22 protein-coding genes are annotated in these 26,026 nt (G+C 53.8%); 10 read left to right on the forward strand and 12 right to left on the reverse strand.

The annotated features are described in order from the left end of the window. Positions 1–69: 69 nt before the first annotated feature. A complete protein-coding gene (locus tag ACLW56_RS08975) occupies positions 70–684 on the reverse strand; it encodes a flavin reductase family protein (RefSeq protein ID WP_330983434.1) in 615 nt (204 codons plus the stop codon). Between the two features lie 94 nt (positions 685–778). Between ACLW56_RS08975 and rlmF the strand changes: the two genes are divergently transcribed. Beyond that, entirely contained in the window at positions 779–1,705 is a 927-nt protein-coding gene (gene rlmF / locus ACLW56_RS08980; protein ID WP_330983435.1) for a 23S rRNA (adenine(1618)-N(6))-methyltransferase RlmF, read from the forward strand. Positions 1,706–1,856: 151 nt separating this feature from the next. On the opposite strand, the gene ybiO is transcribed toward rlmF, so the two are convergent. From ybiO to rhtA, 6 genes are all read right to left on the reverse strand, one after another. Further along, the gene (gene ybiO / locus ACLW56_RS08985; RefSeq protein ID WP_330983436.1) at positions 1,857–4,079 is read right to left on the reverse strand and encodes a mechanosensitive channel protein; all 2,223 of its coding nucleotides are present in this window, start codon (positions 4,077–4,079) and stop codon (positions 1,857–1,859) included. Positions 4,080–4,196: 117 nt separating this feature from the next. Then, complete coding sequence (glnQ, locus tag ACLW56_RS08990) at positions 4,197–4,919, reverse strand: glutamine ABC transporter ATP-binding protein GlnQ (protein WP_330983437.1); 723 nt, start codon at positions 4,917–4,919, stop codon at positions 4,197–4,199. Next, positions 4,916–5,575 carry a glutamine ABC transporter permease GlnP gene (glnP, locus tag ACLW56_RS08995; RefSeq protein ID WP_330983438.1) on the reverse strand — a complete coding sequence of 220 codons (660 nt, stop codon included), beginning with the start codon at positions 5,573–5,575 and terminating at the stop codon, positions 4,916–4,918. The genes glnQ and glnP overlap by 4 nt, the downstream gene beginning before the upstream one ends. Positions 5,576–5,679: 104 nt before the next feature. Next, a complete protein-coding gene (glnH, locus tag ACLW56_RS09000; protein WP_330983439.1) occupies positions 5,680–6,426 on the reverse strand; it encodes a glutamine ABC transporter substrate-binding protein GlnH in 747 nt (248 codons plus the stop codon). 360 nt (positions 6,427–6,786) lie between these two features. Continuing rightward, positions 6,787–7,290 (reverse strand): DNA starvation/stationary phase protection protein Dps, encoded by a 504-nt coding sequence (dps, locus tag ACLW56_RS09005; RefSeq protein WP_330983440.1) that lies wholly within the window; start codon positions 7,288–7,290, stop codon positions 6,787–6,789. A gap of 1,032 nt (positions 7,291–8,322) precedes the next feature. Next, entirely contained in the window at positions 8,323–9,213 is an 891-nt protein-coding gene (gene rhtA, locus ACLW56_RS09010; RefSeq protein WP_330983441.1) for a threonine/homoserine exporter RhtA, read from the reverse strand. Here rhtA and ACLW56_RS09015 point away from each other — a divergent pair. Both ACLW56_RS09015 and ompX read left to right on the forward strand, forming a co-directional pair. Beyond that, the gene (locus tag ACLW56_RS09015; RefSeq protein WP_330983443.1) at positions 9,201–9,530 is read left to right on the forward strand and encodes a hypothetical protein; all 330 of its coding nucleotides are present in this window, start codon (positions 9,201–9,203) and stop codon (positions 9,528–9,530) included. The genes rhtA and ACLW56_RS09015 overlap by 13 nt on opposite strands. A 37-nt stretch (positions 9,531–9,567) precedes the next feature. Beyond that, complete coding sequence (ompX, locus tag ACLW56_RS09020; RefSeq protein ID WP_330983444.1) at positions 9,568–10,080, forward strand: outer membrane protein OmpX; 513 nt, start codon at positions 9,568–9,570, stop codon at positions 10,078–10,080. A gap of 117 nt (positions 10,081–10,197) precedes the next feature. Here the strand turns inward: ompX and ACLW56_RS09025 are convergent, their stop codons facing one another. After that, positions 10,198–11,781 (reverse strand): phosphoethanolamine transferase, encoded by a 1,584-nt coding sequence (locus tag ACLW56_RS09025; protein WP_330983445.1) that lies wholly within the window; start codon positions 11,779–11,781, stop codon positions 10,198–10,200. Positions 11,782–12,050: 269 nt separating this feature from the next. After that, positions 12,051–12,176 (reverse strand): manganase accumulation protein MntS, encoded by a 126-nt coding sequence (gene mntS, locus ACLW56_RS09030; RefSeq protein ID WP_330983446.1) that lies wholly within the window; start codon positions 12,174–12,176, stop codon positions 12,051–12,053. Between the two features lie 184 nt (positions 12,177–12,360). On the opposite strand from mntS, the gene mntR reads away from it, so the two are divergent. From mntR to ACLW56_RS09060, 6 genes are all read left to right on the forward strand, one after another. Then, positions 12,361–12,834 carry a manganese-binding transcriptional regulator MntR gene (gene mntR / locus ACLW56_RS09035; RefSeq protein WP_330983447.1) on the forward strand — a complete coding sequence of 158 codons (474 nt, stop codon included), beginning with the start codon at positions 12,361–12,363 and terminating at the stop codon, positions 12,832–12,834. Further along, positions 12,831–13,943, forward strand: coding sequence for an anion transporter (locus tag ACLW56_RS09040; RefSeq protein WP_330983448.1), 1,113 nt, complete (start codon positions 12,831–12,833; stop codon positions 13,941–13,943). Before mntR ends, ACLW56_RS09040 begins: the two co-directional genes overlap by 4 nt. A gap of 179 nt (positions 13,944–14,122) precedes the next feature. Then, complete coding sequence (locus ACLW56_RS09045; protein ID WP_330983449.1) at positions 14,123–15,160, forward strand: aldo/keto reductase; 1,038 nt, start codon at positions 14,123–14,125, stop codon at positions 15,158–15,160. A 231-nt stretch (positions 15,161–15,391) separates the two neighbouring features. After that, the gene (locus tag ACLW56_RS09050) at positions 15,392–16,765 is read left to right on the forward strand and encodes a glycoside hydrolase family 1 protein (protein WP_330983450.1); all 1,374 of its coding nucleotides are present in this window, start codon (positions 15,392–15,394) and stop codon (positions 16,763–16,765) included. Positions 16,766–16,851: 86 nt separating this feature from the next. After that, a complete protein-coding gene (locus ACLW56_RS09055) occupies positions 16,852–18,171 on the forward strand; it encodes a PTS sugar transporter subunit IIC (protein WP_330983451.1) in 1,320 nt (439 codons plus the stop codon). Between the two features lie 17 nt (positions 18,172–18,188). Continuing rightward, positions 18,189–18,902, forward strand: coding sequence for a GntR family transcriptional regulator (locus ACLW56_RS09060; protein WP_330983452.1), 714 nt, complete (start codon positions 18,189–18,191; stop codon positions 18,900–18,902). Positions 18,903–19,129: 227 nt separating this feature from the next. Here ACLW56_RS09060 and ldtB read toward each other — a convergent pair whose 3' ends face one another. Beyond that, entirely contained in the window at positions 19,130–20,050 is a 921-nt protein-coding gene (gene ldtB / locus ACLW56_RS09065) for a L,D-transpeptidase (RefSeq protein ID WP_330983453.1), read from the reverse strand. Between the two features lie 228 nt (positions 20,051–20,278). Here ldtB and ACLW56_RS09070 point away from each other — a divergent pair, with 228 nt between their 5' ends. Next, on the forward strand, positions 20,279–21,874 hold the full coding sequence (locus ACLW56_RS09070) for an ABC-F family ATPase (protein WP_330983454.1): 1,596 nt from the start codon (positions 20,279–20,281) through the stop codon (positions 21,872–21,874). A gap of 269 nt (positions 21,875–22,143) precedes the next feature. Here the strand turns inward: ACLW56_RS09070 and ACLW56_RS09075 are convergent, their stop codons facing one another. Further along, positions 22,144–24,510, reverse strand: a complete 2,367-nt coding sequence (locus ACLW56_RS09075; RefSeq protein ID WP_330983455.1) for a glycoside hydrolase family 31 protein — start codon at positions 24,508–24,510, stop codon at positions 22,144–22,146. A gap of 15 nt (positions 24,511–24,525) precedes the next feature. Continuing rightward, the gene (locus tag ACLW56_RS09080) at positions 24,526–25,827 is read right to left on the reverse strand and encodes an MFS transporter (protein WP_330983456.1); all 1,302 of its coding nucleotides are present in this window, start codon (positions 25,825–25,827) and stop codon (positions 24,526–24,528) included. Positions 25,828–26,026: the final 199 nt, after the last annotated feature.

Raw genomic sequence — 26,026 nt, forward strand, 5'->3', positions numbered from 1 at the left:
TTTTGAACGACATTACTTGACAATAAGCTGACAAATCAGCCACATACAAGTGGCTGATAAACTGAGGAATTATCGGGCATCCGGGCGTATCAGGTCGAAACGCTGGCTTTCATCAATGCTGTAATACGCGGTCGGTCCGCCTGCTCGCAGCACAGGCCGAGCTTTTGCCGTCTGATAAATGCCGTTTTCCAGCAGGGATTCATCGATATGCACGGCCACCACTTCGCCCAATACCAGCCAGGTGTCTACGGCGGTGCCGTCTGCGCCCGTCAACTGGATGCATTGTGAAAGTCGGCACTCGAAGTTGACCGGGCTTTCTGCGACTCGCGGCGCACGAATGATCCGGCTTTCTGCGGGTGTCAGCCCGGCGCGAGTGAATTCGTCTTCACCGTGCGGCAAGCTGGCTGAGGTTTCATTCATGGCTTTTGCCAGATCAACGGTGGTGAGATTCCACACGAATTCTTTGGTCTCAATAACGTTGCGCACGCTGTCTTTCCAGCCGTTGCTGGAAAAACCGATGATCGGTGGGCGATAGTTAAAGCAGTTAAAGAAGCTGTACGGCGCAAGGTTGCGGCGGCCCTCAGCATCTTGTGAGGAAATCCAGCCAATCGGGCGTGGGCCAACAATGGCATTGAGCGGGTCGTGAGGCAGTCCATGTCCGTTCGACGGTTGATAAAAATACATAGCGCACCAGGGAAGTTAACGGATTATCCAGACTCACTTATTTACGCCACCCGCGTCAACGGGTATCTTACGCAGCCGTCCACAGGAGGAAGCCATGAAAGCCCAAAAGCCGGGATTGCACCCGCGTAACCGCCACCACGATCGCTACGATTTACCCACACTGTGCAAGGAAACGCCTGCGCTGTCGGCGTTTATCGTCACGACGCCTGCGGGTGAGCAGAGCATTAATTTTGCCGATCCGGATGCGGTAAAAACCCTCAATAAGGCGCTGCTGGCCCATTTTTATCAGGTTAAAGCGTGGGATATTCCGGAAGGCTTCCTGTGCCCGCCAGTGCCGGGTCGTGCCGACTATTTGCATCATTTAGCTGATTTGCTGGCTGAAGCGACCGGGAGTGTGCCAACGAATGCCAGCGTACTGGATATCGGCACGGGCGCAAATCTGATTTACCCGCTGATCGGCAGCCACGAATACGGCTGGCGCTTTACCGGTACTGAAGTGAATGCCGAAGCCCTTGCCAGCGCACAGGCGATTATCGATGCCAATCCTGGGATGAGCCGCCAAATTCGTTTGCGTCGCCAGAAAGATGCGCAGGCCATTCTGACCGGCATGATCCATAAAAATGAAGTCTTCGACGCGATGGTGTGTAACCCGCCGTTCCATGATTCCGCCGCCAGCGCGCGTGAAGGCAGCGAGCGTAAACGTCGTAATTTAGGCCAAGGGAAAGACGAAGCCCTGAACTTCGGCGGCCAGCAGCAGGAGCTGTGGTGCGAAGGCGGCGAGGTGGCATTTATCCGTAAGATGATTGAGGAAAGCCGCCAGTATGGGCGTCAGGTGATGTGGTTTACCTCGCTGGTTTCGCGTGGCGACAACCTGCCATTCCTCTATCCGGCTCTGACCGAAGCGGGCGCGGTGAAAGTGGTGAAAAAAGAGATGGCGCAAGGGCAGAAGCAAAGCCGCTTCATTGCCTGGACTTTCCTGGATGACGATAAGCGTCGTCGTTTTGCTGCTCGCGCACGATAAATACCGATCTGCCGGATGGCGCTAACGGATTGCCGGGTGGTGCTTCGGATTGCCGGGTGGCGCTAACGCTTACCCGGCCTACAAATCTGGCATGCAAATCTGGCGTGCAAAACCGTAGGCCGGGCAAACGCAGTGCCGCCCGGCAATTCCGTTACAGCGTGGGTTCACTCGGTGCAGGTGGCAAAACTGGCTGTGCCGCAACGGGCGCTGGCAGCATCTGATAAGTCTGCACCGGCGCGCGAACGCCCGCCGCATCGAAATGTTTTTTCACCTGCGTATCCAGCGCAAAACGCACCGTCCACTGCTTCAGCGGCAGGGTGGTGAAGGACACGCGTAAGGTAAAGGCGGTATTGGTCAGCCCGACCAGCCCGGCAAATGACGGCTCGCCAATCACCAGCCCACGAATCTCTTCCTGCTCCATCAGCTCTGCCACGGCGGCTTTCAGCGCATCGTTGGCTTTGTCTAACTCTTCCCCCCGATCCACGTCGTAATTCGCCACCACGGAACCAATACCGCGCACGAAGTTGGCAAAGGTTGTTATCGAAGACCACGGAATGATGTGGTAGGCCCCGGTATCCTGACGCACGCCAACCGAGCGAATCGACATGCGCTCGACGGTGCCGGTCAGCGGCCCGATGGTCACCAGGTCACCGGTGTTCATGCCATTCTCAAACTGGATGAAGATCCCGGTGATGATGTCTTTCACCAGCGTTTGCGCACCGAAGGAAATCGCCAGCCCTAACGCACCCGCACCGGCCAGCAGTGGGGCGATATTCACGCCAATTTCAGAAAGTAAAATCATCACCGTGATGGTGCTGATCACCACCGCCAATGCGTTGCGAAACAGCGTCAGCAGCGTCCGGGCGCGTGCGCTTGGCAGTGGGCGACCGTGAATATCCGAGGCCAGACGGTTTTCGATTAAACTCGCCAGAACTGTCCAGCCAATGGCGGAGAAGAAGAGGATCAGGGCTATGCGAATCAACACGTCGACGGTCTTCTGCCCTGTGTCGTTGTGCAGCCAGTCCCGGAAATCAAACAGTCCCCAGGCGCTTAGGAGCAGCATCACCGCGACGCACACGGTCAAAATGCGGGCCGCTTTTAACGAGGCTGACACCCAGCCATTGAGGCGCTTTTGCAGCTCCGGATAGTTGCGCTGTGTTTCGGGCGACAGGGTGATGGTTTTGGCAATCCAGCGCGACAAGATGCCCGACACAAACGCTGCAATGCCGATAATCGCCAGGCTTCTCACCGATGCACCCATCATAAATTTCAGGCTGTTGCCTGGGTCAAACAACGAGAAGAAAAACAGCACGATAAAATAGGCGCTGGCGAGCCAATGCCACACAAGCGCAAAGGCGCGGATAAACAAACTGAAGAACGCCAGCGAACGGTCTGCCAGTTGGATCAGGCTCTCGGTAATGGCCTGCTTGTTGCGATAAATCAGGTACAGCGCCCAGGCGGTGATACACAGCATGATGATGATGTTGGCGAGCGCGCCGGTCTGCACGTTGACCTGATTAGAAATAATCGGCACCGCCACAATCAGCCCGTAACCAATCAATCCGCTCAGTAAGCTCAGCCGCAGGCTCCAGTAGCGAGCCGTGTCGTCTTGTACGTTGAATGGGCGAAGTTCGGGTACGCGTGGGCAAAAGATCAGGCGCAGGATAGCTTTGAAAAACTCAATCAGGGCGAAGGCGTTGAGGAACAGGCTTTGCTGGAAGGCGATGGTCGGATTGCCTGCGTTGAGGTTATCGCTCAGCACTTGCCCGACGAACAGCGTCAGCCCGAGCAGCAGCAAATCAATCACAATCGCCAGGGTTATCATCGCCGGAAGGTGTACCCAGTTGCTGCGGTCGCGGTTCTTTTTGCGTCCCCATTTGCCCATTTTACGGTACAGCGGCAGGGCGCAAAGGCGAAGCAGCGAGTAGAACGCGAACACCAACACAGCCAGCAGCAGGAAATGCGTTGCGGCGTTACTGAACGTTTGCGAGTTAAACGATTTATGCGGTGCGGTGGAGATGTTGCGCCAAAGCTGAGCGAAACGTTCCGACAGCGCCGTGCCATAGTGACGGCTGACATCGGTGACGCTCTCCAGCACGGTTTTCTCATCAGCAACCGGCGGTGGGTTCAGTTTTGGCGTCGGATCTTGTGGCGGTGTCGCTGCGGCGGTTCTGAGCTGGGTGATTAATTCTTTGCGCGCAGCCTCGTTTTCCAGCACATCGGCAAGCGCTGCGTAAGCGGCTTTCTTTTGTGCAGCATCGGGTTCGGCGGGGGGGCTCTGGTTGGCGGTTGCGGATGTCGTGACACCGGGAATTGTCACCGCCTGTAAGGGCGCGCAAAACAGCACAGCAATCAGCAGCAAAAAACGCGGCACAGGCTTCTCCCTTTCAAATCATTAGCAAAATGCTAAGTATAGCGGGTGGACACGCGCGGTTATTTTTTGCGGGATTATCTGAAGAAAACCCTCTCCGGTGAAGGAGAGGATGAGAGATCAAGACACGTGCTGGAGGAATTCCTGCAGGCGCTGGCTTGGCGGATTGTCGATAAGTTGCTGCGGGTTGCCGTCTTCGGCAATGCGGCCTTTGTCGATGAAGATCAGGCGGGAAGCCACTTTTTCGGCAAAGCCGATTTCGTGGGTCACGATGACCATGGTCATGCCTTCTTCAGCCAGATCCTGCATGACTTTCAGCACTTCATGGCGAAGTTCTGGGTCAAGCGCAGAGGTTGGCTCATCAAACAGCATCATTTTCGGTTTTACCGCCAGCGCGCGGGCAATCGCCACACGCTGCTGCTGGCCGCCGGACAGTTCAGACGGATAGTGATGTCCACGCTCAGCGAGGCCCACTTTCGCCAGCAAATCTTTCGCCAGCTTTTCCGCTTCAGCTTTGGACGCACCGCGTACACGCTGCGGGCCAAACATCACGTTTTCCAGCGCCGTCAGGTGTGGGAACAGATAAAACTGCTGGAACACCATGCCCGCTTCCTGACGAATCAGGCGCTCGTCCACTTTCGGGTCGTTCACCTTCAGGCCATCAACAATCAGCTCGCCGCTGGTTACCTCTTCCAGCTTGTTGATGCAGCGCAGCAGGGTCGATTTACCGGAGCCGGACGGCCCGATAATGACCACCACTTCACCTTTAGCAACGCTCAAATCGATATTGTGCAGCACCTGGGTGTGACCAAAGTGCTTGGAAACATTTTTAAATTCAATCACAGGATTTTCATCCTTCTTTCAAGACGGCGCAGAACAAAGCTCAGAACCAGAGTGATGATGAGGTAAATCACGGCCACGGCGCTCCAGATTTCCAGCGCGCGGAAGTTGCCGGCGATGATTTCCTGGCCCTGACGTGTCAGTTCGGCCACGCCGATAACGATAAACAGCGAAGTGTCCTTGATGCTGATGATCCACTGGTTACCCAGCGGTGGCAGCATGCGACGCAACGCCAGCGGCAGGATCACGTGGCGAATGGTTTCCCGACGGGAAAGCCCGAGTGCCAGCCCTGCTTCGCCGAACCCTTTGTGAATCGACAGCACCGCACCACGGGTGATTTCCGCAATGTAGGCGCCGGAGTTGATCATGATGGTGACCACCGCGGCGGAGAACGGATCGATACGCAGATCGGTAAAGGCCATCGGCAGGGCGAAGTAGATAAACATCACCTGCACCACGATAGGCGTACCGCGGATAACTTCGATGAACACAAGGGCGACGTGATTGGCAATCCAGCCGCCATAGGTGCGGGCAAAACCGGCCACTAAGCCGATAATTAACCCGCCGACTAACCCGAGGACCGAAATCCACAGGGTCATTTTGGCGCCTTCAAGCAAGATGGGAATGGCAGGCCAGATGGCGCTCCAGTCAAACTGCATGATGATATCCTGTTACCGTGTTAATACTCGGGTGAAAGACACCCTCTAAAAAAACAGGCCCGGTCACGAGGCGCAATCGGGCATGACTCGTCAATCAGACGTTATTATTTTGGTTCAGTACCGAACCATTTTTTGTAAATTTCGTTGTACTGGCCGTTCTCGTGCAGTTTTTTCAGCGCGCCGTTCACTTTTTCACGCAGCTCGTCGCTGCCTTTCGGGAACGCGATACCGTACTGCTGCGCTTCCAGAGACTCGCCTACAGCCTTGAACTGACCGTGACCGGCAGTTTTGATGAAGTACAGAATGTTTGGTGTGTCGTGCAGCACGGCGTCAGCACGGTTGGTGCCCAGTTCCATATAGGCGTTATCGATGTTCGGGAACTGACGCAGATCTTTGGTTTTGATGTTGGCTTTCGCGTAATCAACAGAACCGGTGCCGCCTTTGACTGCCACCACTTTGCCGTCGAGATCTTTTACGCTTTTGATGTCGTTGTTGTTGGCTTTCACCATCACCAGCAGACCACTTTTGTAGTAGCCGTCAGAGAAGTCGATGGCTTTTTTACGTTCGTCAGTGATGGTGATACCGGCCAGCGCCAGGTCGATGTTTTTGGTTTGCAGAGCAGGGATGATGCCGCTGAAATCCATTGGCTTCAGGGTGTAATCGAGCTTCAGTTCTTTCGCAATTGCGGCCCACAGGTCCACGTCGAAACCAACGTATTTATCGCCCTGTTTGAATTCGAAGGGAACGAACGCCGTGTCAGTCGCCACAACCAGTTGTTTTTCCGCAGCCTGAGAAGACACCGCAAAAGCCAGGGTCAGTGCAGCCAGTGAAACTTTAAATACAGACTTCATAGCATTTCCTTTTATAACCACGGGGTAATCCCCTGCGTGAACAATCCGCCTATGAAAGAATCGTGCCAGTTTTACAACTTATTGTTTTGCAACGAGGCGGCCGCCATTGGTTGCACAAAAAGTGTAGCAGAGCACTGTCTTTGCACCACAATGAGGCACCAAAATAGTGCGAGCTTTGCAGTGTGCAGGAGAAGCGGGTATTAAGCGCAAATTATGCTGATAAAACAATCTTTCGTTAACGGTTTTGTGAAGTGATAGTTACAACCGATTTACTTTCACGAGGGTTAAGCGGGGTGGCTTGCACCAATGATGTGCAAAACCCCTCTCAGGAGGGGTTTGAAAAATCAGACAACACGAAGCTTATTCGATGTTGGATTCGATGAACCACAGGAACTTATCCAGGTCGCGCGAGGCGGCAGTAAAGATATCTGCGGTGTCTTCATCTTTGGCTTCGCCAATCGCCTTACGCACATCGTTTGCCACGATGGCATAACGATCGGCCAGCTCTTTCAGGTGTTGCTGAACGGTATGAATGTCGAGCGGGTAGCTTTTCAGCGGTGTTTTGCTGTTAATGACCTGAGTGGTACCCAGCGCCACGCCGCCCAACTGCACGGCGCGTTCTGCCATGGTATCCAGATGATCGGTCAGGGCGGTGCGGAAGCCATCCAGCATTTCATGAACGGCAATAAAGTTGGCACCGCGCATATTCCAGTGGGCCTGCTTGGTGATCAACGACAGATCAATGAACTGGATAACCTGACGATTGAGCAACTCGATGGTCGCTTTCTTTTCGCTGTCCGATACATCGTTACGGGTATAGTGCAGAGTAGATGTTTTGGTTTTGACCAGTTTAGCGGTACTCATAATCTCATATCCTCTTGATGTGACTGTCCAATGAATTTCCGGGATTCAGTATAGCACCAGGTTTTCAGGCTACCGGAATGGTACTGCCTATTGGTTTAATAGCGTGGGTTAAATTGAAATCATACAAATCAATGTAAAACAGTTGGTTATGATATTTTCGTCAGTGTGTGAGGTAATTATCCAGGAAAGGTCTGTTTATCAGTGGGATATTTGCGGTGGGAAATGATTATTCTGGGAAATATAGGCAGGCAGTTGCGGGGCTTTTATCGCTATGGGGGCTGATGGAACTCAGTAGGTTTTTATATAATGCTGTTCAGAGCACTGTTCCGTTCACTTTATGACTTGCAGTCACTTTAACTTTCGCAGCACGTGAACGGGACAAGGGAGACTCTCGCGTCTCCCTTGTCAATCCCTGCGACCCCGCGAATGAAACCGGTGCTTTGCACTAAACCTCCCTGCCAACCAGCTGCCTGCGGCCGGCTCGACTCGACGTCCCTGTCTCATTTCGCCTCAGTCCGCCATCCATGGCGGCCTGACCTTGTCATCTGGTCGTCAGCTCGGCGGTTTCAGCGGGGACCAACACCAGTGCCCACCTCAGCTAATGGAACAGAGGTTTTGACCCTGGTTTTGACCTTGATGTTGAGTCCGGCTGAAAATCGCCTCAACCTTCAGCGACTGGCCGGGGCAGCCCGCATGGATGCGGGCTGAGGGCGTGACTTACAGGGACGTTGCATCTCGCCCGACCCGATTAGCCAGTTGCTGAAGGTTGAGGTTCCGTGAAGCGGCGATTTTCTTTTGCCGGGAGCCGGGACAAATTTGTCGGGAACAAATTTGAACAGCGCTTGCGCTGGCCCCGAAGGGGTGAGGCCCATGGATGGGCCGAATAATGTAAGGGAATGGCGGTGAATTCCCTTAGCACGTTCACCGCAGCGGGGATAACAGAGTAGCAGTGGACTCATAGTGAACGGAACGATTCCACTGCTGTTTTATATACATTCGTTTCTGGGGATGACTCAATCCCGAGATAGTAGATCACTCTTTAATATCAACTTCTTCAATTTTACTTTCACGACGCAGGGTCAGCGTAGAGCCCATTGAAGCGGCGATGATCGCCAGCAGCGCCAGGGTCTGGGTGCCCGTTAACGTCTCGCCAAGGAAGATCATCCCGGAGACGGCGGCAAGCGCAGGTTCGAGGCTCATTAACGTGCCGAAGGTGCGGGACGGCATGCGGGTGAGGGCAATCATTTCCAGAGAATAAGGCAGCGCGGTCGAGAGAATGGCAATCCCCAATCCCAGAGGCAAAATCGACCATTGCCACAGCACGTCACCGGCTTGCAAAGCGCCAATCGGCACGAAAACCACCGCCGCAATCAATGAGCCCATCGCCACCGTCGCCGGGCCATGTTCTTCACCTGCGCGTTGCCCGGTGAGGATATAAACCGCCCAACAAGCCCCAGCACCCAACGCCAGCGCCGCGCCCGTTAAATCGACGTGGGCAATGTTTTGCCCCAACGGCAGCAGGAACCAGAGGCCGAGCACCGCCAGCGCCACCCATAAAAAGTCGACAGGGCGGCGGGAACCGAACAGCGCGACGGCCAAAGGCCCGGTGAACTCCAGGGCGACAGCAACACCGAGCGGGATACGCTGGATAGAGAGGTAAAAGAGGTAGTTCATTGCGCCAAGCGACAGGCCGTATAGCAGCAGAGGGACTCGCTGCTCTGCTGTAAACCGTAAACGCCAGGGTTTAAAGACGCAGACCAAAATCAGCGTGCCCAGCGCCAGACGCAGGGCCGTCACACCAGGAGCGCCGACCAGAGGAAAAAGGGATTTCGCCAGCGCAGCGCCGCTCTGTATCGAACACATGGCAATGAGGATTACAACGATCGGCAGCCAGACCGGCATCTTACGGGATGACCCAGGCATCCTTTCTCCTGTCAATTTTTGTCAAAGGAAGTAAAACAGGCAGTGTAAATGAATTACCCTTGTGCGGTTTAGGTATTGTTGAAAAAAAGCAACAAAAAGGGCCGTACAATAAAGTTCAGTTGATGGCGAAAAAGACTGTCAATTTAAGATTAATCTGGATGAATGCGCCATCCATTGAGCGCAATAATGACCAAATCTGCGAGGAACCTGCTGATTTTCAAAAGGGAATGTCAATGATGGAAACATCTGGTTACATGAAGTTCCCCTTAGACAACGTGAATCGCAAAGAGTTTCTTAACAATTTTTGGTATATTTAAAACTTACGGATTTACTTGAAGCACATTTGAGGTGGTTATGAAAAAAATTGCATGTCTTTCAGCACTGGCCCTGGTTCTGGCCGCATCCGCAGGTACTGCAGTCGCTGCAACCTCTACCGTTACTGGCGGTTACGCTCAGAGCGATATGCAGGGCGAAGCGAACAAAGCGGGCGGTTTCAACCTGAAATACCGTTACGAGCAAGACAACAGCCCACTGGGTGTTATCGGTTCCTTCACTTACACTGAGAAAAACCGTAGTGAAGATGGCGTGTATAACAAAGGTCAGTACTACGGCATCACTGCTGGTCCGGCTTACCGCATCAATGACTGGGCAAGCATCTACGGTGTCGTCGGTGTTGGCTACGGTAAATTCCAGGCGAACGATTTCCCAGCCAGCAAATCCGACATGAGCGACTACGGTTTCTCTTACGGTGCAGGTATGCAGTTCAACCCAATCGAAAACGTAGCGCTGGACTTCTCCTACGAGCAGTCTCGCATTCGTAACGTTGACGTTGGCACCTGGATCGCGGGTGTTGGTTACCGTTTCTAATCACTTCGGTGATAATAAAAAATCCGCTCTTGGGCGGATTTTTTTTGTCTGTAAATTGGCGTGGGCAACGATTTTGTAGGCCGGGTAAGCGCAGCGTCACCCGGCAAATCTCTTGAATTAATGCGTTCCTGTTGAGAACACATCCGTCCCGAGATGATCGTATTCCACTTTTTGTAACTGGAAGTTAGTGACGTACACCGGGCCCGCTTTCTGATTGGAAATAAAGCGGTACGGAGTAGCAATTTCCTGCGCCTGGATCCCTGTCCACTGTGAGAAGAAACTCAGGAAATCGTTGGCTGAGCGCCGCGCCTTAATAATGCGATGCGCTTTATCGTCGCTCGACAGCACCATAAACGGCACCTGGAAGTTCTGCTGGAACTTATCGTCGTGCGCCAGATACTGTACCGCTTTGCCCCGTTCTTTGAAGGCCAGACCATGGTCGGAGAAATAAACCAGCGAGAAGCTGTCTCCGGCATTGCGTAGCTGATCGTAGAGCTTGCTCAACAACTGATCGGTTTGCGTCATGGTATAGAGGTAACAGGATGTCTCTTTCGACTGCACAAAATCCGTGTATTTCCCCTGAGTCCTGTCGCAGGCCTGCGGATGCGATCCCATCAGATGCAACACAATCAGCTGCGGCTGAGTGCGTTCGGTCGCCAGCACCTGCGCAGTCATTTTTAGCAGCTCTTCATCGTGGGTATTTTTATCCGCTTCAAAATCACCGTTTTTCAGAAAATGCACTTCGTCAGCGCGTTTGGCGATACTGGCGATAGCCGTATCGTATTCGCCAATCTGCCCCTGATTAGAGAACCACCAGGTCTGGAAGCCCGCGCGGTTAGCCAGCGTCACAAAGTTATTTTGATATTGCGGCTTGCCATCCACCACGTGGTTGAGCGTCAGACCGAGCGATTTTTGCGTCGAGCCACTGGCGGCGACATAGTTGGTGAACAGGTAGCCATTGACCTGGCTTTCAAACGGGGTGTTATCCCAATGGCCGCCGAAGGCACCCATCGCGTCCCGGCGTGCGCTCTCGCCAATCACCACCACGTAAGTGTGATATTTCGGTTTGACCGCCACCACATTCCAGGTGTCTTTTTGGTTTGAGAATTCGGCCAGCCGCGCTTGTTCTTCCAGTACCTGCTGGTTGCTTATCACCACATCATGCACAAAGCGCGCGACGGGATAGCCCACTTTAGTGATGCGGAACACGCCATCCCAGGCAATCTCCTGAACCGGGCGGACGAAAATCATGCCGACGGCAAACAGCAGACACAGAATATCGATTTTGCCCCAGGCGCGTTTTTCTTCCTTTTTACGGCGAATAGCAATGACCCCGAGCGCGAAAATAAACAGCGAAATAAAGTAGCTGTACCACGGGAAGATGGTCAGGATTTCCGCCGATTCCTCGGCGTTGGTGGAGTGCAGCGCCAGCAGGGTATTGAAGTTCGGCGCGCCGTAAGCCTGGCCAAATGGATAATAGAAAGCGGAAATAAGCGAAATAATCCCAAGCAGCACTTTTTGCGTGCGAGGCGCGGCACGCCATACCACATGCAGTACACAGGTAAAGGCTATGGCATACAGCAGGCTGAAAGGATATCCCAGCGCCAGATTAATCAGCAGTGATTGTAAAAAGTAAAATCCGGTCCATGGGTTGAGCGCCAGACCACGTGCGGCCAGCGATTCTTTCAGCGTTACATTCATAGGTCACAGTCAAAAAGCCGCCATGTGCGTCCCCTGGCGTCAAAGGGTAAAACCTGCTGTGCAGTGCGTGAAGAAAGGGTTCTACGAGGCGCAAGATCCGCAGGGATGCCAGAAGATAAATTTGATGAATGGTAACGTCAACTACTCATAACAAATTGTTTTGCGAGGACGATTGCAATTCCGGAAAAAAGAAGAGGGTTTTTAGGCCAAACGGCCAGTCTGACAGGGTTTGATGACAGAAAAATGAAGCGGCGTACCGCGACGCCGCATTAGTGAGTGGGTTTGTCCTGCTGGGGTTTGCCGTTGAAAATGTCACACAGCATGTTAATCAGCATCAGACGGACTTTAAAAGGAGAATGGGTAAACACGTTTAAACACCTCTTGAGTTCGTTCATCTTGACCTCCTGAACTTTCCGCACCTTCGTCCGTGAAAGATGTTCGTATTACATACAGATATAGCACAGGCTATATTGTATAGCTATTGCTAAAACGTTAATTTTTTGTGCCTGGCTCACGATCCTATACAATGGACGCATCTTTATCTGATGCTGTGACGCGTCACCTCGAAGAGGAAGCCCCATGAGTCGTCGCCCGGGAAAACCAGGAATAAAAAAAGTGACGCAGTTAGTGAATGTCGAAGAACACGTTGAAGGATTTCGTCAGGTGCGGGAAGCGCATCGCCGGGAGCTTATTGATGATTATGTCGAGCTTATCTCCGATCTGATCCGCGAAGTCGGGGAAGCCCGTCAGGTGGATATGGCTGCGCGGCTGGGCGTTTCTCAGCCGACGGTGGCCAAAATGCTCAAGCGACTCGCGGGCGTTGGGCTTATCCAGCAGATCCCCTGGCGCGGGGTGTTTTTGACGCCGGAAGGGGAAAAGCTGGCGCAGGAAACCCGCGAGCGTCATCAAATCGTGGAAAACTTCCTGCTGGCCATTGGCGTAAGCCAGGACACCGCCCGCCGCGATGCTGAAGGGATGGAACACCATGTCAGCGAAGAAACGCTGGAACGCTTCCGACAGTTTACTCTTGAGGCGGGATTTCACGCTGAATGAACCTCCCTTTTCTGCGGTCGCTGCTGAGTGACCGCTTCTTACATCTGCTGATTGTTATTGGCGCTGTCCTCTGTTTTTTTGTTCCCTTTCAGCCCAAGGCCTGGCCTGCGGCGATTGACTGGCACACAATCATTACCCTGAGTGGCTTAATGCTGCTGACCAAAGGTGTGGAGCAAAGCGGTTATTTTGACGTGCTGGGCCGCAAAATGGCGCGGCGTTTTGTGACCGAACGGCAATTAGCCCTCTTTATGGTATTAGCCGCGGCGCTGCTCTCAACCTTCCTGACCAACGATGTGGCGCTGTTTATCGTCGTGCCGCTGACGCTGACGCTCAAGAAGTGGTGCGCCATTCCGGTGAACCGGCTGATTATTTTTGAGGCGCTGGCGGTCAATGCCGGATCGTTATTAACCCCGATTGGCAACCCGCAGAATATTTTGCTGTGGGGGCGTTCCGGGCTCTCTTTCCTCGACTTTAGCTGGCAGATGGCGCCACTGGCTCTGGCGATGATGCTGACGCTTCTGGCGCTGTGCTGGTTCTGCTTCCCGGCGAAAACGTTGCATTACCAAAGTGGCGACCGGACACCAGGCTGGAAACCTAAGCTGGTCTGGAGCTGCCTGGCGTTTTATCTGGTGTTCCTGCTGAGCCTGGAATTTCATCAGGAGTTATGGGGGCTGGCCATTCTCGCGGCGGGCTTCCTGCTGCTTGAGCGGCGTGTGGTGATAAACGTCGACTGGACGCTGCTGCTGGTGTTTATGGCGATGTTTATCGACGTCCATCTGATGACGCAGTTACCGGTCTTGCATCACGCGTTAAGCGGCGTGGCAGGGCTATCAGACGGTGGACTGTGGCTGACAGCGATCGGCTTATCGCAGGTGATCAGTAACGTGCCGTCGACGATCTTGCTGATCAATTATGTCCCGCCTTCCATACTGCTCGCCTGGGCGGTTAACGTCGGCGGATTTGGCCTGTTGCCCGGATCGCTCGCCAACCTGATTGCGCTGCGAATGGCGAGCGATAAACGAATCTGGTGGCGTTTCCATCTCTATTCTCTTCCGATGCTGCTGTGGGCTGCGCTGGTCGGTTACGGGCTGTTGAGGGTTGTCAGATGATGCTCATTTGTCAGGATTTCCTGGCAAAATGCAGAAGCAGCCTATCGTCGCCAGCGCGCGGGTGAGTTTCGGAGAAATGGGCAAGAAACAGGCAGGAACGCCCCATTCGCCGTTTCGTGAAGCTGGCTAGTCTTTATACGAGTCAACATTCACGAAATTCATCCCTTGAGGAGGCGGTTATGCGTTACCAGAAATTAGGCAATACCGGATTGTTTGTCTCTGAATTGTGCCTTGGCACCATGACCTTTGGCGGCGAAGGCGGCATGTGGGGCAAAATCGGCCAGCTACAACAGGCCGACGCTGAGCGCCTGGTGGGCAGCGCGCTGGATGCAGGCATCAACTTTATCGATACCGCGAACGTCTATTCCGAAGGGCGTTCGGAAGAGATAACCGGGCAAGCACTGAAGAACCTCAAAGTACCGCGTGAAAACGTAGTGGTGGCCACCAAAGTGTTTGGCGAAACCGGCACCGCAGGCGTGAATTCCCGCGGCAGCTCGCGGTATCACATCATCAACAGCGTGAAGGAAAGCCTGCGCAGGATGCAGCTCGATCATATCGATCTGTATCAACTGCACGGTTTTGATCCGGCCACGCCGATTGAAGAAACGTTATACGCGCTGGACAACCTGGTGCAGCACGGGCATGTGCGTTACATCGGCGTGTCTAACTGGTCTGCCTGGCAAATCATGAAGGCGCTGGGGATCTCCGACAAACTCGGCCTGTCTCGTTTCGCGTCATTGCAGGCGTATTACACTATCGCCGGGCGAGATCTGGAGCGTGAACTGGTGCCGATGATGCGCAGCGAAGGCGTTGGTCTGATGGTCTGGAGCCCGCTGGCAGGCGGTTTCCTCAGCGGCAAATACGGTCGCGACGGGCAGAATGAAGCGGGTGGCCGTCGTCTGGAGTTTGATTTCCCACCGGTCGATAAAGAACGCGGTTTCGACTGCATCGACGTGATGCGCAATATCGCCGAAAGCAAAGGCGTGTCGGTGGCGCAAATCGCGCTGGCGTGGCTGCTGCATCAGCCTGTGGTGAGTAGTGTGATTATTGGCGCGAAACGCCCGGATCAACTGGCGGATAATATTGCCGCCACAGAGATTCGTCTCACCGAAGAAGAGCTGAAACAGTTGGATGCTGTCAGCACGTTGCCGCGTGAGTATCCGGGCTGGATGCTGGAGCGTCAGGGCGAATATCGCCGTAATCAGTTGAAAGGGTAAACTTCTTTTGCCGGGCTAATTGTCGGGTGGCGCTGCGCTGACCCGACCTACGTTCGCATTCATTTTCTCTTCCTGTAGGCCGGATAAGCGTTAGCACCATCCGGCTTTTTTACGCCCAATTTTCCGGTTTTGCTCACAAAAACAACACAACCCTTTTGCCTGATTTGTCATTTTTCTTTATATGACTAGTCATGATATTTAAATGGCTAGTCATATAAACGGGGAGTGACGATGAACACACTGGCGAAAGGTTTTTTATGGGGCAACTCGGTGTCCAGCATGCAGACCGAAGGCGCATGGAACGAGGGCGGCAAAGGAAAATCTGTGTACGACATTCGCGAACCGAGCGAATTTGCCTCTGACTGGAAAGTGGCCACAGACTCTTATCACCGCTTCGAAGAAGACTTTGATTTGATGAAGGATTTGGGGATGAACTGCTATCGCTTCCAGATTTCCTGGAGCCGCGTTTGTCCGATGGGTGATGGCGAATTTAATCAGGAAGGCATCGACTTCTACCACCGTTTTATCGACGGCCTGATTGAGCGCGGCATCGAACCGATGATTTGCCTCTATCACTTCGACATGCCACTGGCACTGGCAGAAGAGTACAACGGTTTTAACGACCGTCGCGTGCTTGACGCGTTTGTCCGCTACGGCAAAAAGATGATCGACTGCTATGGCGACAAGGTGAAGTACTGGCTGACCTTCAACGAGCAGAACATCTTCCACATGCCGATTGCGTTCCGTATTTCTGGCTATATGCGTGGCGAAGAAACCCTGCGCGAGCTGTATGAAATTCAGCATCACACCATGGTGGCGCATGTTCAGTTGACGAAATATCTGCACGACACTAAGCCCGGCAAACTGATGGGCGGCATGTTAGCGCATCAACTGGTTTACCCGGCAACCTGTAAGCCTCGCGACATTTTCTGTGCGCAACAGCATGACGAATTCCTCAATCAAAACCTGCTGCGCGTGTATGCCGGGCAGGGCTACAGCCCGGAAGTGATGGCGGTGGTCAAACGTGAAGGTTTCGAAGATATCTATCGCGAAGACGATCTGGCGCTTATCAACAGCAACAAAAACGACTACATGGCATTCAGCTACTACGCCAGCCGTACGCTCGACACCGACCCGATCCCGGCAGGCACGCCGGTGAACTACTACATGAAATACGGCGACAAAGATAACCCGTATCTGAAAGCCACCGAATGGAACTGGCAGATTGATCCGCTGGGCTTCCGCACCATTATCACGCAGTACTACAACAACTGGCGTCTGCCGGTGTTCCCGATTGAAAACGGCATTGGCGTGATTGAGCAGTGGGACGGCGAAAACATGATTGCCGATGACTACCGCATTGCCTATCACCGCGACCATATCAACGCCATGAAAGAGGCCATTTTTGAAGATGGCGCAGACGTGATCGGCTATCTCGGTTGGGGGCTTATCGACATTCTCAGCTCGCAGGGCGATATGCGTAAGCGCTACGGCGTGGTGTACGTAAACCGCGAAAACCACGATCTGAAAGATCTGAAGCGTGTGCCGAAGAAAAGCTACGCGTGGTTGAAAAAGGCAATCCATAGCAACGGCGAAGAGATGTAACGCCTGCGCGAAATCGGGTTTTCCTCTCATGCACTCCGGGTGCATGAGAGGAACTGTTGGGGTGAGTCAAAAAAAGGTCTGTGCACATGTCTGATAACGTTTCATCCAATATGCAGTCTTTTACCGATCGCTTCGTGGAGTTTTCGGCGCGCATTGCGAACCAGGTTCACCTGCGTTCGCTGCGCGACGCGTTCGCCGGCGTCATGCCGATTTTCATTCTGGCAGGGCTCGCGGTACTGGTGAACAACGTCGTGTTTCCCTGGGTATTAGACGGAGATACGCTGGTGCGGTTTAAGGTGTGGGGCGATGCCATTATCAACGGGACGCTGAACATTGCGGCTTTGTTGATAGCACCGATGATCGCGTGGTCGCTGGCGCGGAATAAAAACTTTACTAACCCGGTTTCGGCCGTCGTTATCGCTCTCAGCAGTTTTATTATCATGATGCCGATGACCGTCGATTTGGTGCCGGTAGGCGGCAAAACCACGGTCAGCCTGACCTCGGTGCTGACGTTTGCCAATATCGGCACCACCGGCATTTTTGCTGGCGTGATTATTGGCCTGCTGGCAACGGAGTTGTTTATCCGTATTGCGCAGTACAAGCGGCTGGAGATCAACCTGGGCGATAACGTTCCGCCTGCGGTCAGCCAGTCTTTCTCCTCGCTGCTGCCGACGATCATCACTTTGTCGATCTTCGCGATACTGGCGGCGCTGTTGAAAAACCTGCTGCATACCGACTTGATCCATCTGATCATCACGCTGATTCAGCAGCCATTACGCTTGATCAATACCAGCCTGCCGGGCACGATTTTTATCTACAGTTTCGGCAACTTCCTGTTCACGTTGGGGATCCATCAGGCGGTGGTGAACAGCGTGATTCTGGAGCCGTTCCTGCTGATCAACACCAATGAGAATATGCTGGCGTTTGCTGCCGGGCAGCCGATCCCGCACATCATCAACAATATCTTTGTACCCACGTTTGGCATGGTGGGTGGCACCGGGAGCACGATTTCTCTGCTGATTGCTATTTTCCTGTTCTCACGGCAGAAAGCGTCTAAACAGGTGGCTCGTCTGGCTATCACGCCGGGGCTGTTTAACATCAACGAACCGGTTATTTTTGGGCTGCCGATTGTGTTTAACATCCCGCTGATGATCCCGTTTGTGCTGCTGCCTGCCATCGGCATCTTCTTCGCATGGCTTTGCACCACCTTGGGTTTGATGTCGCGCTGCGTGGTGATGATCCCATGGACAACACCCCCTGTGCTCAGCGCGTGGCTGGCAACCGCTGGGGACTGGAGAGCGGTAGTGGTTCAGTTGATAATCATCATCTTTGGTGTATTCTTCTACCTGCCTTTCCTCAAGATTGCAGAGCGAGTGGCCTTAAAAAACAGTGGGATAGCAGACTAAGTAAGGATGGATGGGCAATGGCGGCGAAGTACTTAAACATCGCGCGAGAAATCAAGAAGCGCATCATCAGCCAGCGGTATCCAGCCAGTTCACCGTTGCCCGATCAGTTCGCCCTCGCGGCGGAGTTTCAGACCAGCAGAATGACCATTCAGCAGGCCATGCGTCAGCTGATTGTCGAAGGGCTAATCTATACGCGTCAGGGGCAGGGGACGTTTGTTCGTAAAAACTTCCTGCAGCTTTCGCAATGGGATTTGCCCGGCAGCGACTACTTTGGTGCGACGAAAACCTGGGAACATCTGGGCAAAGTAAGCAGCCAGATCGTGCGCTTTGAGCTACGCTTCCCGACCGAGAAAGAACAATCGTCACTGCTGATTAACGCGGATGCGCCGGTGTACGATTTCGTGCGTTTGCGTTTACTCAATGGCGAACCGATGTCGCTCGATGCGACGGTGATGCCGGTAAGCCTGGTGCCAGGTCTCAATAAAACGCATCTGGAAAGTTCGGTGTTTCAGTATGTGGAAACGTTGGGGCTGAAAATTATGGGGTCGTATCGCGTGGTCCGTGCCATCAAACCGGGTGAGCTGGAACAACAGCATTTGATCTGTGAAGCGAATGATCCAGTGCTGGAGGTGGAGCAGGTTATCTATCTGGAAGATGGTACGCCGCTGGAGTATGCCCACTGCCATTACCGTTACGATCACGGCGGGATTGTGATTGTGAACAACGGCTAATAAAACGCAGCGATAAAATAAAGCGGGTTATCAAAACCCGCTTGAGAGTGATGACAAACCTCTAACGAATGAGATTTGTCATAGGGTACCGAATAAAAAAACAAGGAAAATCAATTTATTGATTTTCGGCTGCTCACCACAAAGAAGGAAAAACCACGCTTTTTCCTTCTTTGTCAGCAGTCTGAGCGGGTTATCAAAACCCGCTTTTTTTGTGCTCGCAGAAGCTATCAGTTCAGACGAACTGGCATCCCGGAACGGTCCTGAACCGCCTGATCAACCACGCTGGTGTCAACGTCAGCCTGGGTTGTTACAGCCTGAACAGATTTGGTCAGTGTGATTGGCACAATCTCGCCACCGTTGAACTGCGCATCTGTAGTCGACAGCGGGTTGTGAACTTCAATGTAACGGCTGCCATCTGGCTCGGTGGTCGCTTTTACTGGCTCATCGATGAACTGGACGCGCGTTCCGACTGGTACGTTCTGGAACAGGAACTTGATGTCTTCGTTACGCAGACGAACACAACCGTGGCTCACGCGCAGGCCGATACCGAAGTTGGCGTTAGTACCGTGAATGGCATACAGACGGCCGATATACAGCGCGTACAGGCCCATTGGGTTGTCCGGACCTGCTGGAACAACGGCTGGCAGCGGGTTGCCTGCGGCGATGTATTCCGCGTGCATTTTCGCGGTTGGCGTCCAGGTTGGACCCGCTTTCTTACGTTCAACTTTAGTGGTCCAGTTGATTGGCGTGTCTTTACCTAACTGGCCGATACCAATGGGCAGCACGATAACGGTGTTGGTGCCCGCAGGGTAGTAGTACAGACGCATTTCGGCGCTGTTAATCACGATACCTTCGTGCGGGGTGTCCGGCAGGATCAGCTGCTGCGGGATGTTCAGCACGGTACCGCCTTTCGGCAGGTACACGTCAACACCCGGGTTGGCTTCGGTCATGTTGGACAGACCCATCTGATACTGTGCTGCGAAGTACTCCAGCGGCTGTTTGTTGCCATCAGGGATGGTAACAACCTGATTCTGGCCAATCAGGCGGCTGCCGTCGGTTGGCAGCGGATAAGTCACAGCAGATGCAGTCTTGCAAAAGCCCATAACGGCAAACGCTGCCGCGAAAAGCGTAGTTAATTTCATTTTCATGTTTTGCGAAATATCGTTGCCGCGCAGGCTGTTGTTGGAGAAATGTAACCCGTAATGGGAGCGCATTATATGTGCATTCGAGGCAACAGGGAAATCAGATGTGGATGAAATCACATTTTTTTCACTGTACCCGCGCCTGTCGACAGTGTAGACATTCAACGCGCAGGGCGATTTTAATTCAGAATTGTGGCAAAATAGGCTGTTTGTCACATCTTTCAGGATACGCTCGTGTTAACAACCAGCAACGTCACCATGCAGTTCGGCAGTAAGCCGCTGTTCGAAAACATCTCCGTCAAATTTGGCGGCGGCAACCGTTACGGCCTGATTGGCGCCAACGGAAGCGGTAAATCCACCTTTATGAAAATCCTGGGCGGCGATTTAGAGCCAACCCTGGGTAACGTTTCCCTCGATCCTAACGAGCGCATCGGTAAGCTGCGCCAGGATCAGTTCGCCTTCGAAGCGTTTTCTGTGCTCGACACCGTTATTATGGGTCACGCCGAACTCTGGGAAGTGAAGCAAGAGCGCGATCGCATTTACGCCCTGCCGGAAATGAGCGAAGAAGAAGGCTACAAAGTTGCCGACCTCGAAGTCGCTTATGGCGAAATGGATGGTTACTCTGCGGAATCACGCGCAGGTGAACTGCTGCTCGGTGTTGGCATTCCTGTGGAACAACATTACGGCCCGATGAGCGAAGTCGCTCCAGGCTGGAAGCTGCGTGTCCTGCTGGCGCAGGCGCTGTTCTCCAATCCAGACATCCTGCTGCTCGATGAACCGACGAACAACCTGGACATCGACACCATCCGCTGGCTGGAAAGCGTGCTCAACGAGCGCAACAGCACCATGATCATCATCTCGCACGACCGTCACTTCCTGAACATGGTCTGCACCCACATGGCCGACCTCGACTACGGCGAGCTGCGCGTCTACCCGGGTAACTATGATGAGTACATGACGGCGGCGACCCAGGCGCGTGAACGTCTGCTGGCCGACAACGCCAAGAAGAAAGCGCAAATTGCTGACCTGCAGTCCTTCGTCAGCCGCTTCAGCGCCAACGCCTCTAAATCCCGTCAGGCAACCTCTCGTGCTCGTCAGATTGATAAAATCAAACTGGACGAAGTGAAAGCCTCCAGCCGTCAGAACCCGTTCATCCGCTTCGAGCAGGACAAGAAACTGTTCCGTAACGCGCTGGAAGTGGAAAAACTCACCAAAGGCTTCGACAATGGCCCGCTGTTCAAGGGCGTGAATCTGTTGCTGGAAGTGGGCGAGAAGCTGGCGATCCTGGGGACCAACGGTATCGGTAAATCGACCATGCTGAAAACGCTGGTGGGGGCACTCGAAGCCGACAGCGGCAGCGTGAAATGGTCTGAAAACGCGAAAATTGGTTACTACGCGCAGGATCACGAATACGAATTCGAAAACGATCTCACCGTCTTTGAGTGGATGAGCCAGTGGAAACAGGAAGGGGACGACGAACAAGTGGTTCGCAGCTTCCTCGGCCGTCTGCTGTTCAGCCAGGACGACATCAAAAAGCCAGCCAAAGTGCTTTCCGGTGGTGAGAAAGGGCGCATGCTGTTCGGCAAGCTGATGATGGAAAAACCGAACATCCTGGTGATGGACGAACCGACCAACCACCTGGATATGGAATCCATCGAATCCCTTAACATGGCGCTGGAAATGTATCAGGGCACCCTGATTTTCGTTTCCCACGACCGTGAGTTCGTCTCCTCGCTGGCGACCCGTGTGATTGAGATTACGCCAGAGCGCGTGATCGACTTCAGCGGCAACTACGAAGATTACCTACGCAGTAAAGGCATCGACGGCTAATTCCCATCGTTTCCCGTCGTTTTTCACGCTGCAACTGTGTTGGCTGCACCCGCGCACCCCGGTCACTTACTTAAGTAAGTGACCGGGGATTTACGGGCTTGCCGCCGTGTTGCAACGCGAAATCCATAGGGAAACAGGCTCCGGTGCGACTGAATCTACCCACTACTGGTGTCACATTCGGGGCACTGTAACGTTATCGCTCAGCCATAAAAAATGCCATGTGCGGTTGCACATGGCATTTTTTGTTACTGACTGCCGAAAATAGCGGCTTAGTTCACGGCCCACTCACTGGCGGCAACGCCGTTAATCAGCAACTGGCGTTTTTCACCCGCTGGCAGCGTGACCTTCAGGGTTTTCCACGCCGGACGATAATCGCCACGTGGATTCACGTTCAGGTTGATGGTGCTGCCATTGCAGACCATTTCCCACTCCAGCCACAGCGCTTTGCCGTCTTTGTAGCCCCAGGTTTCGCCGTCATCTTCAAACAGCAGACCTTTATCGCTGCCCACGCCTTTCAGTGGGAACAGTTTCAGCTCGCGGTTGACGTCGGCTTCTGGCTTAACGTGCTTGATGCGGTCGCTCAGTGGCAAACCTGCACCGGCGCGAACCAGCAACGGCAGTTTTTCCAGCGGCGCATCAATGACGATGCTCTGGCCGCCAGAGAACCACTCGCCGGTATAGAAATCATACCAGCCGGTTTCGTTAGCAGGCAGCCACACAGGACGCTGGCGCTGGCCTTGCTCAACCACGCTTGCGACCAGCAAATCACGGCCCAGCAGGAAGTCATCACACTCCGCGAACGTCTGCTCGTCGTGCTCGTGATCGAGGAAGGTTGGACGCAGCATCGGCTCATCGTCTGCATGCGCCTGCCACAGCAGGGTGTACAGATACGGCATCAGGCGGTAACGCAGTTCAATCGCACCACGGATGCACGGCGTGATAGCCGGGTACATCCACGGTTCGTTGACCGTGTGATCGTCATTCCACGAGTGAATGGTAAAGCGCGGGTGCATCACGCCATTCTGTACCCAACGCACGAACAGTTCCGCATCAGGCTTATCGCCAGAGAAACCGCCGACATCGTGGCCCACGTTAAACAGGCCAGACAGGCTCATGCCCACGCCCATACGGGTGTTATAGCGCAGCGTGTCCCAGTTGGTACGGTTGTCGCCGCTCCAGGTCTGAACGTAGCGTTGCATCCCCGCACAACCTGAACGTGAAATCAGGTAAGGGCGTTTTTCTGGCGCGAAACGTTGCTGAGCTTCCATGGAGGCACGCATCATCAGCAGCGGCATCACAGGGCGCACGTGCTTAATCGCGATCTCTTTGCCGAAGCCATAGCAGCGAGCTTCGCCATCCCACACTTCGTATTCGTTATTGTCGTTCCAGGTGGAATCAATGCCCATTTCCAGCAACTGGGTCGTCACGCCTTCCTGCCACCAGGCCACCGTGGCCGGGTTGGTGAAGTCCAGATGCGAACCTTCGTCATCCCAGAACACGGAACGTTCTGGCGCATTCACTTCCGAATCACGAACAAACAGGCCTTTCTCTGCCACTTCGTTATAGCGAGGATGATCCTGTAACAAGCACGGCTTGATGTTTGCTGCCAGTTTCAGGCCCGCATCGTGGAAGGCTTTGCTCATCACCTTCGGCTGCGGCACTTTGTCGTAGTTCCAGTTGAACACGTAGCGCTTGCCGTTGATGGAGGTGTAACCGGAAGAGAGCTGGAACGAATCGCAAGGGATCGCATGCTCATCGGCCAGACGAATGAAGTTCATCAGCTGATTTTGCGCGTCCGGCGCATCGGTATAGTGCATGGTGGAACCGCTGTAGCCCAGGCTCCATTTCGGCCCGAACAGCGTTTTCCCGGTCAGGCGCACGAAGGATTTGGTGATGTCCAGCACACGCTTACCGGTGAACAGGTAGTAGTCGATGTCACCGGCTTCAGCCTGCCAGCGGCGATAAGCTGTGTGGTAGTTATCCAGCTCGTTACCTAAGTCCAGCCAGCAGCTGCTCAGGTTGTCATAGAACAAGCCAACGCTGATGTCATCGCGGCGAGTGATAGTAAACGGGATGTGTTTGTAGAGCGGGTCGGTGCTGACCGCGTTATAGCCCATCGCGTCCAGGTTACGCATTTCATAGCGTTTACCTGTACGTTGCAAATCGCCTGCTTTTTCACCCAGCCCGTAGAAACGCTCGTCTTTCTGTCGCTTCAGATAGTGCGCCACGCCGTCACCGTGGGCGTTAACCAGATAGGCGCTGGTCGGGCGGTCACCGGTCAGATACTGCCATTCACCTGCTTCATTCTTGTAATGCCATTCCAGCCACAGCGGCTGATGAACGGTCACACGCAGCTGTGACGTGCTGATAGTCAAACGATCGTCTTGCTTATCCAGCGTCCAGGCCGGCAGGCTGAAACCACTCAGGTCTTCACGTGAACGACCTTCCCACGGCACATCCTGATCCGGCGCGATGCTCCAGGTTTTGTCGAGGGCCAGTTTCCCTTGGCGTTTGAGCAACACGCGGAACAGATTTTCTTCCAGCATGTACAGGCACAGGGTGTGTTGCCCGTCGACCTTCAGTTCGACGTGATGGGCGGTTTGCGTTTCAAAAGTCCAGTGTTTAAGCGTCTTCATAACAGTCGTCCACGATCAGGCGCGCTTAGCGCGACGTTCAGCAATAAATGCAACCAGGAATACCGCGCCAATCAGGTCAAAGAAGCCCATGGCGACGAACAGCGGGTTGAAGCCAATTTTGTCGGCAGTCACCCCAATAATCAGAGAGAAGAGGAAGCTTGCGATCCACGCCGCAGAGCCGCGCATGCCGTTAACGGTCGCCATCTGGCCTTTATCGAAGGACTCCACCACCAGGGCGCTCAGCATGCAGGAGATGATTTGGTGACCGAAGCCGCCGATGGAAATCAGTGCAATCGCCACATACGGGTTGTTGGTGAACACCATTGCTGCCAGGGAAAGCATCAGGAATGCGCCGCTGACGGAAGAGGCAATGATTGAGTTCACACGGGTGCAGCCAAAGAGGCGCACATACAGTTTGGTGAGGTAACCACTTGCCACGCTACCCAGATCAGCCGCGAGGAACGGCAGCCAGGCGAAGAGGGCGATTTGTTTCAGGTCCATGCCGTAGGCTTTGGCGAGATACAGCGGCACCCAGAAGCTCATGACTGCCCAGGCGGGCTCCGCCATAAAGGCCGGGATGGCGATGCCGTAAAAACGCTTATTCTTGCCAATGGTACGCAGCGCGGTGAAGAAAGGCAGTTTGACTGGTGGTGCTTCGTTGTCCTGGTTGATGAAAGCCAGTTCTTCTTTGCTCAGGTTCGGGTGTTTGTCCGGGTTGTGGTAGAAAGTCCACCACAGCGCGACCCACACCAGCGCGAGGAAGCCGGTGAACATGAACGCACCCTGCCAGCCGAAAGAGGCGTGAGCAAAGTAAATGATAGGCGGAGCCAGCATTGCCCCAATCGAGAAACCGACACCGGCCCAGCCAGCAGCAATCGGGCGTTCAGATTTCGGGAACCATTCGCCAATGGTTTTGGCGTTAGCGGGCGTTGCGGCCGCTTCGGAAGCCCCCATCCCAAAACGCAGCAGCGCCATATGCAGCCAGCTACCTGCGCCAGCATGAGCGATACAGGCGACAGCCCACAAGATGGCACAAATCATAAACCCGAGTTTCAGGCCGATGACGTCAATTAACCAACCGCAGATAGGCTGGAAGATCGTATAGGCAAGCTGGAAGGCGCCCACAATCCATGAATACTGTTCTGTGGTAATGCCGAGCTCGGTTTTGAGCTCAGGCGCGAGGATGCCCAGAGAGTTGCGTGTGATGTAGTTGACGGTGACGCCGAGTAAAAACAGCACCAGCACCCACCAGCGCAAATTTTTCACCACGCGGCGTGATTTGCTGGCTGTCATATCGTTATTAATACCTTGGCTCATAGAAATCTCCACAAGACGGTTTGTAGGGGGAAAAGTGACCCACTCATTCCGTGAGTTGTTACACCAATTTTTTATTTAGCTGAAACTTAACGGTTTTATTGTTGTAATCTTCCAGATAACTAGTATGGAAGTTGTCAGGCCAATTTAGAGTAGGCCAGAAAAATGGCTGACAATAGTCCATTTTATGAAAGTTTTTTCA

The sequence above is a fragment of the Pantoea sp. sgz302252 genome (genome assembly GCF_047713085.1).
Classification (GTDB): Bacteria; Pseudomonadota; Gammaproteobacteria; order Enterobacterales; family Enterobacteriaceae; genus Scandinavium.